The sequence below is a fragment of the Pediococcus damnosus genome (assembly GCF_001437255.1).
GTDB lineage: Bacteria > Bacillota > Bacilli > Lactobacillales > Lactobacillaceae > Pediococcus > Pediococcus damnosus.
Window position 1 is genome coordinate 1 of the sequence record NZ_JQBD01000058.1, and the last position, 12829, is coordinate 12829.

Annotated in this window: 9 protein-coding genes and 1 pseudogene; 7 read left to right on the top strand and 3 right to left on the bottom strand. The window is 39.8% G+C overall.

Going from position 1 to position 12829, the window contains the following annotated elements:
• Window positions 1–62 precede the first annotated feature (62 nt).
• A pseudogene (locus tag IV84_RS07420) lies at window positions 63–1285 on the bottom strand (MFS transporter).
• 257 nt (window positions 1286–1542) lie between these two features.
• Here IV84_RS07420 and pyrF point away from each other — a divergent pair.
• Window positions 1543–2247 (top strand): orotidine-5'-phosphate decarboxylase, encoded by a 705-nt coding sequence (gene pyrF / locus IV84_RS07425; protein ID WP_046870943.1) that lies wholly within the window; start codon window positions 1543–1545, stop codon window positions 2245–2247.
• 442 nt (window positions 2248–2689) lie between these two features.
• Window positions 2690–4165, top strand: coding sequence for a peptidoglycan endopeptidase (locus IV84_RS07430; RefSeq protein ID WP_056986338.1), 1476 nt, complete (start codon window positions 2690–2692; stop codon window positions 4163–4165).
• A 101-nt stretch (window positions 4166–4266) separates the two neighbouring features.
• On the opposite strand, the gene IV84_RS07435 is transcribed toward IV84_RS07430, so the two are convergent.
• The gene (locus IV84_RS07435; protein WP_046872403.1) at window positions 4267–4479 is read right to left on the bottom strand and encodes a DNA-directed RNA polymerase subunit epsilon; all 213 of its coding nucleotides are present in this window, start codon (window positions 4477–4479) and stop codon (window positions 4267–4269) included.
• Between the two features lie 184 nt (window positions 4480–4663).
• Here IV84_RS07435 and IV84_RS07440 point away from each other — a divergent pair, with 184 nt between their 5' ends.
• Complete coding sequence (locus IV84_RS07440) at window positions 4664–5143, top strand: hypothetical protein (RefSeq protein ID WP_046872404.1); 480 nt, start codon at window positions 4664–4666, stop codon at window positions 5141–5143.
• A 50-nt stretch (window positions 5144–5193) separates the two neighbouring features.
• On the opposite strand, the gene def is transcribed toward IV84_RS07440, so the two are convergent.
• Window positions 5194–5751 (bottom strand): peptide deformylase, encoded by a 558-nt coding sequence (def, locus tag IV84_RS07445; RefSeq protein ID WP_100077779.1) that lies wholly within the window; start codon window positions 5749–5751, stop codon window positions 5194–5196.
• Between the two features lie 135 nt (window positions 5752–5886).
• On the opposite strand from def, the gene IV84_RS07450 reads away from it, so the two are divergent.
• The 4 genes from IV84_RS07450 to IV84_RS07465 form a co-directional block, all read left to right on the top strand.
• Window positions 5887–6168, top strand: a complete 282-nt coding sequence (locus tag IV84_RS07450) for a UPF0223 family protein (RefSeq protein ID WP_056986339.1) — start codon at window positions 5887–5889, stop codon at window positions 6166–6168.
• 3 nt (window positions 6169–6171) lie between these two features.
• On the top strand, window positions 6172–6948 hold the full coding sequence (locus IV84_RS07455) for an inositol monophosphatase family protein (protein ID WP_056986342.1): 777 nt from the start codon (window positions 6172–6174) through the stop codon (window positions 6946–6948).
• Between the two features lie 63 nt (window positions 6949–7011).
• Window positions 7012–8859, top strand: a complete 1848-nt coding sequence (typA, locus tag IV84_RS07460; protein ID WP_056986340.1) for a translational GTPase TypA — start codon at window positions 7012–7014, stop codon at window positions 8857–8859.
• A 511-nt stretch (window positions 8860–9370) separates the two neighbouring features.
• Window positions 9371–12829 (top strand): MBG domain-containing protein (locus tag IV84_RS07465; RefSeq protein WP_056986341.1); only part of this gene is annotated, 3459 nt, incomplete at its 3' end.

The window sequence follows — 12829 nt, forward strand, 5'->3', positions numbered from 1 at the left end:
ATTCACCAATACCAGAAAGTGTAGACCCTTTAATCCTAATACCATATTTTTGTATTTGCTGTTTATTTAAGGGTTCGTAAGTTTTTGATGGATAGCATACTGATAAAACTAATGATATACAGGATAGATAACATTAAAATGACAATGGTAATGGAAAAGTGATCAAGGAGGACGCCAATCAAAACTGATGAAAATCCGCCAATGCAGCGGCCAACGTTCATAATGATGTTGTTTGCCGTAGCCCGAATTTCGGTTGGATACAGCTGGCTAATGACCGCGCCATATCCACCAAACATTCCATTTGAGAAGAACCCAACGACCGTTCCGAACAGGACTAAGGTTTGCATATTCTGGGCTGCAAGCAGCAGATAAACCGATGCGGCCGCCATTAGCAAGAAGATCCCGAAGGTTAACCGAGGGCCAAATTTATCCAGTAAGAGACCGAATACTGCCATGCCTAAACTCATGCCAATAATGGTTGAAATCATCCATAGCGACGAACTACCAACTCCTAAATGCAAACGGGCTTGCATAATTGAAGGAAGCCAAGTCATAAGGCCGAAATAGCCAGCAATTTGGACAATAGTCATAACCATTAAGCTCAACGTTTGATGAGTGGCTTGTGGAGATTTGAATAATATTTTTAGGGCATTTCCAAGGCCGTTATGGTCGGTTTTTTAGTAGGTTGGGCGTTAAGAAAACTGGGACTTTCTTTCAAGTGCCGTCTAACAAAGTAGGTTAAGATGACGGGCACAATTCCGAAAAGAAAGAGTGTATGCCAGCCAAAGCTCGGAAGAATCCAAGCAGCCAAGAACGCGGCAACTAGTGCGCCAACTTGGCCACCAATTGAAGCAACGGAAGTGATTTTGCCAACTTGATGACGAGGAAAGCTTTCAGCAATAATGGCCATGCCGATTCCGTATTCACCACCGGCCCCGACACCGGCGAGAAAGCGACAGATGTAGATTAGGACGAGATTATTGGCAAAATACATAGCTCCAGTGGCCAAAGCAAAAATAAAGATCGTATGAGAGAAAGTTTTAATTCTCCCGATACGATCTGCTAAGATTCCAAATATAACGCCACCAACTAACATGCCAAAGTTAGTGATCGTCCCAATCCAACCAGCTGCAGCACTAGAAATATGTAGTTCACTGATGATGGAGGATAGGGTGAATGATAAAAACATGATATCCATGTTTTCAAGGACAAAGCCTGAAGCTGTTGAAGCAATCACGTGTTTTTGATAAGTTGTGGTTCTTTGGTGTACAAGTGTTGATTCCATAATAATTCCTCCAAAATGATTGATCGCTGCCAATCTTTATTTTTTCAATTATTGATTATGCACGTCTTTAAAATAAATTACAAGGGGTTTCAAAAACTCTATATTTAAGCAGTTGACAGACATTAAATAAATAGATAGGCTTAATAAAAATCAAATATAACTGATTCTTAATTTGGCCCAGAGAGGCAAAAGGAGATCGTAAGGATTCCTGTTGACTGTCTGTTAACCAGGAACTTTTTTGAAAGGAGTTTTATCAGATGAATCCAATTATTATTGCTTTAGATTTTCAAACTGGTCAAGAGGCATTAGCCTTTATCGATCAGTTTCCCACATCGCAATCTTTATTTGTAAAAGTAGGGATGGAACTTTTTTATCGGGAAGACAATCAAATTCTGACGCAGCTGAAAGTCCGAGGCTGTAAAATTTTTTTAGACTTAAAATTGCATGACATTCCCAATACCGTCTTTCAATCCGCTAAGATTTTAAGTCAACTTGGGGTGGATATGGTAACGATCCATGCAGCTGGTGGGTCAAAAATGATTCAGGCTGCCCATGACGGTTTGGTTTCAGGAGCGGGTACTAAAAAAATACCTAAGCTTTTAGCAGTCACCCAACTCACATCAACCTCTGAGAAAGTTTTGCACGAGGAATTACATATTGGATTGACGTTACAAGAGTCAGTTCTTAGCTTGGCCAGGTTGGCCGTAAGTAACGGCGCAGATGGTGTTATCTGTGCGGCACCAGAAGCACCAATGATTCACAAAAACATCGGAAAAGACTTTTTGTGTGTGACTCCGGGAATTCGATTACCTGGACAGAGTCATCAAGATCAACAACGAGTTGTTTCCCCAAAGAAAGCTCATATATTTGGTTCTGACTATATTGTCGTCGGGCGTTCAATTACCCAAGCTTCAAATAAATTGGCGGCATTCAAACGGGTTCAAGCTAGTTGGAATGAATAAATAGTGAAACTATTTACATAATAAGCTTGTAGTTTTGATTATAGTGTAATGAATATATAAACATTAGTTCGCTAGATTACTAATATTTATGCACTTAAAGTTCAATTCAAAATTGAAGCCCGTTATGGTAATGTTACAGGATGCTGTAATATAAGCAAATTTATGTAACACGTTTGTAACACTAGACAAAACAGGCGTTCTGTTTGAGATTCGGTGATTAAAAAGATTAAATTTTTTTAAAGGAAATCGGATACCTTAACAACTTTCGTAGTAAGCTTTCATGTATTGTTTCCAAGATTACCTAAAAAATATGCGCATAAAAGGGCTATTTTTTTAAGAAATATCATGCTACAATACACCTAGTTAATTTAATAAGTTTATTCTAAATGTATGAAAAGTGATTATTTAATAGTTTAGAAACTAATTCGAAGGAGTTGTGTTTATGGTTAAATCACATGGTAATTCTACAAAAACAAAAATAGTTCTCGCAGGTGTTGCTGGAGCGGCTGGTTTGTTCGTTGCTGGAGCTACACAAAGTGTTAATGCCGATTCTGTTAAGGTCGCTCAAAACGATACAGTTTGGGGTATTTCACAAAAGTATAATGTTTCAATTAAAAGTATTGAGACATTAAACAAGATTGATCAGAATTCACATATTATTCTGATTGGTCAAAATGTTGAGATTCCAGGAACTAATGATCAGGCACAACCTAAAGCAAGTTCACAATACATAAATATCACCGTTAAATCCGGTGATAGTCTCTGGCAAATTGCTCAAGACAATGGTGTTTCGGTTGCTTCAATTAAAAATGCAAACAACTTAAACAATAACTTGATTTTAGTTGGTCAATCATTAAAAGTTCCTGTTGCTGGTAGTACAGCTGCAAAGGCTTCTAGTTCTGCAGCTACTGTTCAATATAGTGCTGCTACATCATCAACAAGTACTTCTGCAGAAAATTCTGTGGAGAGTACACCATCATCAGCTTCAGTTGCTAGTTCAAGTAAAGCTGAGACAGCTGCAACAAGTACCTCAGCAACTGTTGCTTCAAGTTCAACGAGCTCAGCTGCTAGTGATACTGTTTCAACGAATAATGAAGTATCCACACAGGGTAGTTCACAAGCTTCAACTTCTGCAAGTAGCACAACAGCTGTTAGTTCTGCAAGCAGTAGTGTAGCTCCATCTTCTGCAGTTCCTAGTGTTGCTTCACAAAGTTCTAACTCAGTTTCACAAGCAAGTTCTAGTGCCGCACCAAGCAGTGCTGTATCAAGTGCTTCAACAACATCTACTACTTCACAAGCAAGTTCTAATGCCACACCAAGTAGTGCTGTATCGAGTGCTCCAGCACCATCCGTTGCTTCACAAGCAAGTTCTAGTGCTGCACCAAGTAGTGTAGCATCAAGCACAACAGCTGCTAAGCCTGTAAGTACAGCTTCAGTTGCAACACCAGCTTCTTCTGCAGTTGCAAAGCCAGTTGCTTCATCAGCTGCAACAAGTAACAAACCTGTCGCAAGCAGCGCTTCAACTACCACAAACAAAACTTCTAATTCAGCATTAACATCTGGATCAGTGGTTAGTTTGGCAGTGAAATTAGCCAATGCCAACATTCCATATGTATGGGGTGGTTCTAGCTTAAGTGGTATGGATTGTTCAGGATTAGTTTCATATGTCTATGCACATGCCGAAGGGATTAACTTAGCACATTATACAGTTTCTCTTGAAAGCCAAGTAACTCAAAAGTCTGTTTCGGCAGCTCAACCTGGTGACCTCTTATTCTGGGGTTCAGAAGGTGCAACGTACCATGTAGCTATTTACATTGGTAACAACCAATATGTAGCTGCACCACAACCTGGTCAAAATGTAGATATTGAAACAATCAGTAGCTACTTTGCACCAAGTTTTGCTGGTACCGTAAAATAAATAAAAAATGAAGGTTCTGACAATATTGTCAGAACCTTTTTTAATGGATAAAAAAAGATTCACAAGTAGGAAAACTACTCGTGAATCTTTTTGATAACAATTTAAAATGTGGTTATTTTGTAATCGGGGTTCTTTTGTTCATACTCCAAAAATTTACCTTCAAGTGGTTCCACAAACTCAATGTGATAATCGGTGTGGGTTTCAACCAATTGAATTGCATCTTCCTTAGTAGGTACCTCAAGATAAATCGCTTTAGTTGCTTCACGTTTTGGGGTGGATTCTGCTGCTGTCTGAAATAACACTTTAAAAACCATATTGTGAGCTCCTTTGAAAAAGTTTAATATTTCGTTGGCCTGTTATTTGAATGCAGGTGTCACTAATAACTATCAAGACTATTTTAGCATATTGGCCTTCATAAGTATAGAATCGGTGGGCGGTAAGTCGTTGTTTAAGTAAGAAATATGCTAAAATGGAGGTAGCAAATTAAGGAGCTTAAATATGATCATATTAGTTGTTTTACTTGCTGTCGTTGTGATTAGTTTGATAATTTGGGTAGCAGTTCGACGCTCTAAGCGAAAACGAGCTCTAGTGATGCTGCAAACTACCAGTAAAAAGAATGTGGGGTTAGCCATGACCAAAGTGGCAGCCACACTAGTGAAAAAAAATATTATCCAATCTGGACAGCCTAAAGCAATACCTAAATTGGTGGCGGATATTTGGGGACGCGGTGTGCTGGCCTTCGAATTTTCGTTTGGGAAAACCGATTTAAAAAAGAGTCAACTTGAAGAACTGCGCCATCAAATTAATCAGTCAATTGAAGAATATGCTGCCGAGCATCATATTCATAGTGACTATGAGTTCCCAGTTTTTTATGTAACGGATATTTGGTTATATCAAGAAAATCTGCATGTTGATGTCGCAAATGTGATTAATGATCCGACGAGAGAATATATTGAAGACTTACATCGTGTAGAATAAAAAAATCAGCGTTTAATAGGAATTAATCCTGTTAAACGCTGATTTTTTAATTAGCCAATTAAAATGGCGTCATCATCGATCTTTAAAGGTTCTTCTTTATTGATATGATCATAGAAAAGGGTTCCTTTTAGATGATCAATTTCGTGCTGGCAAACAATTGCGGGATAGTTTTTCAAACGGATCTTTTTATCTTCACCATCAACGGTTTGGTATTTAATGGTAATGCGGTCATGTCTTGGCACATATCCGGGAATTTCTTTGTCAACGGAGAGGCAGCCTTCACCTTCCTCAAGAGCGGCAACTTGAACAGATTCACTGATAATTACAGGATTCACAAGCACTTCTTTAAACAGAGGCGGTTGATCCTTGTCACCAGGGACGAGAACTGCGGCCATTTGCAAGGAAATGCCTGCCTGTGGTGCTGCCAGTCCGACACCGGCACGTAGTTTATATTTTTCGGCAATTTCAGGATTTTGACTATTAATCAAATATTCCATCATTTTGTTGCCCAGCTCTTTTTGCTCCGCAGAGAGTGGAAAAGTAGCTTTTTTAGCCCGTTTGCGTAAAACGGGATCCCCATCGCGGGTAATGTCATTCATTTTAATCACTGTCAAAACCTCCAAATAGTTCTTCAAAATAATTTTACCATACTTGATTAGCTTTAAAAGGGGGAGAATGTTTTTAAATTGGTCTATTTTGCGGTAGAATAAAAATATTCAGTTTTATGAGAGGGAGATCCGGTATTGAGCGAAAATTATGCGTATCCGTTAGAACCAGAATGGAAAATTGAAGAGATCACGACCGTCGTGGCTTTGTATACTGCCGTTGAGACGGCATACTTAAACGGGATTGATCGGCAACTTTTCTTGCAGCAGTATCATGAATTTAAGCAAATAGTCAAAAGCAAGGCTGAAGAAAAACAACTAACGAAAAAGTTTCTGCAATCTTCCGGTTTTGATATATATGTAGCTGTTAAAGCTGCCCAAACTTCTAATGCAAAACGCATCGGTCCATTAAACAAATAGGTGATTAAAATGAATAATTTACAGCAAACTGATCAAATCATTCGCGGCTGGCTTGAAGAACTCCGAATGGATGTGTTACGTGAAATGCGTGATCCACTGGCTGTTTCGGAAAAAACTAGTCGTAAAGATTTGGTAACTAACATTGATAAAAGCAACGAGAAAAAAATAGTAAGTTTTATTCGTAAGTTTGATCCACAAGCTCAAATTTTGGGTGAGGAGGGATCAGGCGACGATGTCAAGGACATGCATGGCCACGTATGGATTATTGATCCGTTGGATGGTACTTTGAACTTTGTGAAACAACGTGATAATTTTGCCATTATGATTGCCTTGTACATTGACGGCAAGGGCGTGCTGGGCTATATTATGGATGTTACCTCTGATATTATTTATGGAGGTGGTCCTGAGATTGGGGTGTTTACCCAGTCTCATGAACTTAAAGCTCCGGCCAATCTTACTTTACGAGAAGGATTGCTAGGTGTGAGTGGGCCAATGTTGGTTCACGATTGCTACAATTTGCAAGCAATCGATGAAGCGAGTTCTGGCGTTCGAATTCTTGGAAGCGCCGGAATGGAATTTATTCAGGTGCTAACTGGAAAGCAAAACGGTTACATTTCCCATTTGATGCCATGGGATTTTGCAGCAGGGAAGATCTTGAGCGAAACACTTGAACTTTTAGTAACAAAGGTTGACGGAACACCGGTTGATATGCTATCATCAAATGATGTATTAGTGTCGACCAGAAATACACAAAAAGATATACTAAATATGATTAGGTAGTCTGACTGTGACAAACTAGTTGCAGTTTTTTTATGGAGATACCCAGGAAAAGGAGAAACACTTTTGAAACGACGAGATGATATTCGAAACATCGCAATTATTGCCCATGTTGACCACGGTAAGACAACTTTGGTGAACGAAATGCTGAAACAATCAGATACATTGGATGAACATACCCACATTGAGGATCGTGCAATGGATACCAATGCGATCGAACGTGAGCGAGGTATTACGATTCTTTCTAAGAATACAGCCGTTAAGTATGGCGACAGACAGATTAATATTTTGGACACCCCAGGGCATGCCGATTTCGGTGGTGAAGTTGAACGAATCATGCGCATGGTTGATGGTGTGCTATTAGTTGTTGATGCATTTGAAGGAACTATGCCACAAACACGTTTTGTGCTTAAAAAAGCCCTTGAACAACATTTGACACCAATTGTTGTTATCAACAAGATTGATCGCCCAGGTGCACGGCCTAGCGAAGTAGTTGATGAAGTTTTGGATCTATTCATTGCTTTAGGCGCTGACGAAGATCAACTTGATTTTCCAATTGTTTATACAAGTGCCCTTAATGGGACTTCTAGTTATTCAGCAGATCCTGCCGATCAAAAACACACAATGAAGCCTTTGTTTGACACAATTGTTAAAACGATTCCAGCTCCAGTTGATAATAGTGAAGAACCACTTCAGTTCCAAGTTGCCTTGTTAGATTACAACGACTTTGTTGGTCGTGTGGGAATTGGTCGAATTTTCCGAGGCAAAATTAAAGTTGGCGATAACGTTACAGTTATGAAACTTGACGGATCTACGAAGAACTTCCGAGTTACGAAGTTATTTGGATTCTTTGGTTTGAAACGTTTGGAAATTAATGAAGCCAAAGCTGGCGATTTGATTGCTGTTTCCGGAATGGAAGATATTTTCGTTGGTGAGACTGTAACTGATCCTGCTCATCAAGAAGCATTACCTTTACTCCGAATTGATGAACCAACCTTACAGATGACTTTCAGAACCAATGATTCACCTTTCGCTGGTCGTGAAGGTAAGTTTGTAACTTCACGTCAATTGGAACAACGTTTGAAGGCAGAATTGCATACAGATGTTTCATTGCGAGTTGATGATACCGACGATCCTGGTGCTTGGGTTGTATCAGGTCGTGGCGAGTTACATTTGTCAATCTTGATTGAAACTTTGCGTCGTGAAGGTTATGAATTACAAGCTTCTCGTCCAGAAGTTATTTACAAAGAAGTTGATGGTAAGCTTTGTGAACCATTTGAATCAGTTCAAATTGATACCCCTGATGAATACACAGGCTCAATCATTGATAGCTTGTCACAACGTAAAGCTGAGATGCAGAACATGGAAACTACTGATAATGGTCAAACTCGTTTGACATTCCTTGCACCATCACGTGGTTTGATTGGTTATTCAACTGATTTCTTATCAATGACTCGTGGTTACGGAATTATGAACCATACATTTTCTAAGTATTTACCAGTTATCAAGAAGTGGAATCCAGGTCGTCGTAATGGAGCCTTGGTTTCTATCAATTCTGGCAAAGTAACGACATACGCTATCATGGGTGTTGAACACCGAGGCACAGTTTTCGTTGACCCAGGCTTGGATGTTTATGAAGGTATGATCGTTGGCCAAAATAGTCGTGAAAATGATATTTCTGTCAACATCACCCGTGGTAAGAACTTGACCAATGTCCGTGCTGCTGGATCAGATGATATGGCTAAGATTAAAACACCAACTCATTTGACACTTGAAGAATCATTGGAATTCATCAATGAAGATGAGTACTGCGAAATCACACCAAAGCATGTTCGTTTACGTAAACAGATTTTAAGTACGAATGAACGTGAAAAAGATGCAAAACGTCGTAAGACTTCTGCAAAAAAGAAATAGTTTAAATGAAGGAAACTCGAATTTCGAGTTTCCTTTTTTGTATTTCAAGAGTCAAAATTGGGGGTAATTGTTGATTGAGCAGATAGGGACAGCCAAACAAAATAGAAAAGAATTTAATTAGAGACATGCAATCAGGTAATCTTTTATCAAAAGTTTATCTGTTCTTACTTAGAATTTTCCCAAATGGTATTAAATACTGATACTGTAGCTGGAAAGATTACAATTTAAACAAGCTAGCATATAAGAAAAAGTACTGTTTTATATAATAAGCTGTTTTTTGTATTTATAAGTATCTTTTGAAACGCTTGCTGATAAAAATAGACATTCAATTCAAATAAAAAAGTTCTTTGACGAGTAATAAATCGGTTTTGATTAGGTTTTTGGTTAAAATATGAATATTTACAAAAAATCTTTAGAACGTTTTAGACTACTTTGATTTTAATGGTGATATAATGAGATTAGTTACATTTGGGATATTTTAGTATTCCTTACAAATAGGGAGATGTGTGTTATGAATAATCGTCAAAGAAAATTGAAACGTTTGAAATTATTACAGGATACGGGACAGGCTAAGGAACATTTTAAGATGTATAAAGTGCGAAAAAGTTGGCTGTTTGCCGGCATAACTGTTTTGTTTTTCGGAACGGGCGTTTTCTTTGGCCATCCGACAGCATATGCTGCCACTGAGGCAGATACTAGCTCGAAAACACCGATAACGGAAGTTGCAAGCAGCAGTTCTTCGTCCGAAAGTTCTGGGAGTGAGTCTGCTGCAAGTGATGGAACAAAGAGTAGTGAGACTGATGCAGTAACAAGTAGTTCAAATGATAAGTCGAGTTCTAATGCAAGCTCGGCAGCTACTTCAACAGATAGAACTGCTTTAGCGTCAAGCAGTACAGCACAGAAAACAGGTTCCTCTGCAACAAGCTCAGCAACTTCTTCAAATGGATCAAGTGCTGCTAGTTCTAGTGTTGTATCCGATCAGAACAAATCGTCGAATGTAACCAGTTCAGTTGCCACCTCAAGTAAGAATAGTTCAGCAGAAACAACAAGTTCAAAGGCAAGCGATGTTGTTACAAAAGAAGCTGTTCCATCATATAGAACTGCGTCAGTTAAGTCTTTGGCTACGGATGCAGTAGCACCCTCAGCAACTGAAAAAGCGGTTGATCCAGTTAATACAGGTAGTCTAGATGGCACAAATCCCGCTGGTGCGAATGCAGCTACTAGTAATCTGACTGCAGATGATATTCCAGATTCATTTGAGACTACTGGTGCAGCCGCTATAACGAGTACTCCTGGTACAATTACACTGACGAATGGCAAAGAACAAAATGGTTCTTATGTTTTTGATAACCAAGTGGATACCTCGCAAAAGTTTACGCTTACTGGTAGTTATTCAAGTACTGCTTATAATGGCACTGGTGGTGGATTAGGCATCATTATTCAGCCGGTTGACCCGCAAAATGCTGGTAATAACTCGAATACGACAGCTGATGTAGGAATTGATGGACTAAAGAGCACAACTTTTGTTGGTCGTGATTTCTATGTTGATAGTTCCAAAAATGATACGACTTGGAATCATCTTACAATTCGCCCAACGGACGCCAATGGAAATATGGTATTGACACCGCTAGCTAATGTTACACCGGGTGCAAATCAGACGGCTGCTGTGACGAAGGGCGAATATTATGTATTGACTTGGACACCTACAAGTGTTGATGAAACAACGGGTACTGTGACGGGAACGTTGAACTACACATCTTATTTGGATGCAGCTCATACAACAAGTGTTCAATCTACTGGAAACGTTGTTACTACGTTAAGTCGGGCAGTGTCATTGGCTGCATTTGGTGCAACTGGTGGTACAGCAGGCACACAAACGGCTACAGTTACGGCATTTACAGGAACTCGTGTGACAATGCCGGTTGTGGTTCATTACGTAGATCAAAGTGGTGCTCCAATTTCAACTGACAATACCATTACCGTTAACGTTGGTTCTACTTTTGGAGCAGGTGCTAATACTTTAGATAGTAATACAGCTACTTCTGGTATTTATCAGGCAAAGGCAATAGATGGTTATACATTTGGTGCGGCTACTGATCCTGTGACGGTTGTTAATACCAATATTGATACGAGCGCTACTAATGAGATTACGGTTACTTATTTAAAAAACGCTGGGACTCAAACGGTTAGCTATGATAATGTACCTACTGGTGCAACTGGCAATTTTTCAACTCAAACCCAGCAGGCCACAGAAGCATCAACTATTGATGCAACCAAAGAAACTGCTAAAGGGTATGACGCAGTAAATGTTACTCAGATACCTGGCTATACATCAATGGTCAGCATAAACGGGGCAACTGCGGCTGCAATGACAACAATTCCGGCAGTAGCAGCTGGTGCAGCTGATGAAACAGATGTTGTGACCTACGTTGCTAATCAGGCATCAATCACGGTTAATTACGTAGATTATTTTGGTAACCCAATTAAAACAGGTACCACTACGTTTACAGGCAATTATGGTGATGTAGATAATTTGACGACAAATGCAACTACTGCTGTCGCCATTGACGGTTACACGTTGGGCGCCACTGATGCAGTCAATGTTCCTGCGACAAAAGTTTCATTTATACTTGATGCAGATGGTAACGTCATCGCAACGGATGCCAGTGGTAATCCAGTTACTTCGATTACGCTAACCTACAAAACTAATGTAACGGCAAGTGTTTCGGGTACCCGGGTTTATGATGGTCTTGATGGTCAAGATAATGGTGCTACTAGTGAACAGGATGATTATAAAAATTTAACGTTTGTACTTACTGATTCAAAGGGTAATGTATTGGTTAGCAATATAGATGCGTCTGACATAGAAAACGATGCTATCTATTATAAATCGGCTGATGTTGGGAAGTACCCTGGTGTTGTTAATGTTACAGGGAAAAACCTGGCACTTTTTAAGGCGGCGAACCCGCAGTATGATTTTTTGAGCGTTAACTCAGGTGATTACACAATTACTGCCGCACCAGTCACCGCAACCGTTACGTCAGGCGGTACAGCGACAAAAGTTTATGATGGCACGGCTATTTCCGACTACGTACCGAGCGTTGTTTTTGCACGAACTGACGGCGGCACGTTAACACCTAATGAAGGTACCAATCTACTTGATCAGATACCCGCTTGGACATCCGCTGATTTCACATATTCACTGAATGGGAAAACAGTTGCTAATCCTACAGATGTGGGAATTTACAAAATTGAATTTAGTGATGCAGGTTTAGCTAAGTTGGCAGCTGCCAAAAATTTTGCAATTACGCCCGTGTATTTAGGCACCTACACAATTGCGGCGGCCAACGCAACGGCGACGTTAAGCACACCAAGTTTCGCTTACGATGGTACTAACGCGAGTGCTGAAACTGGTTTATTTGCTACTGTTTCAGTTACAGCTGGAACTGGAGATGACGGTGGTTCAACAGTTATGGTTGCATTGACCAGCAATGATGTCACGTTTGCTACGGATGGTATGGATGCAGCAACTTATGATTATAGTTTAACTGCTGCTGGTTTAGCTACTGTTCAAAATGCTGTTAAAAATTATACGTTGACAAATGACAATGTGACAAGTGGGTCGGTTACAATTGATAAAGCCAACGCGACAATTACGGTAGATGATGATGCCTTTGATTATGATGGCGCAAGTCATTCTATTCCAGACGGTAAAGTCAACATTACTGGCGCCGTCGGCGATGAACAATTAGGTTATAGTCTGACGAATAATAGTAGAACTGAAGCTGGATCACAGACAGTCGGGATTGCGTTGACTGCAGGTGATGCGGTGAATGCCAATTACAATATTACGGCGACTGATACCGCTCAATTAACCATTACGCCAGCATCCACCACGGGCAATGAAGATGCATCCGTTACGATGGATAGCAAGACGACCACCTATGGTGATGATGAACCAACGTTCAGT

Coding starts and splice junctions, on each gene's coding strand:
- pyrF (WP_046870943.1), top strand. CDS start 1,543: ATGAATCCAATTATTATTGCTTTAGATTTTCAAACTGGTCAAGAGGCA.
- IV84_RS07430 (WP_056986338.1), top strand. CDS start 2,690: ATGGTTAAATCACATGGTAATTCTACAAAAACAAAAATAGTTCTCGCA.
- IV84_RS07435 (WP_046872403.1), bottom strand. CDS start 4,479: ATGGTTTTTAAAGTGTTATTTCAGACAGCAGCAGAATCCACCCCAAAA.
- IV84_RS07440 (WP_046872404.1), top strand. CDS start 4,664: ATGATCATATTAGTTGTTTTACTTGCTGTCGTTGTGATTAGTTTGATA.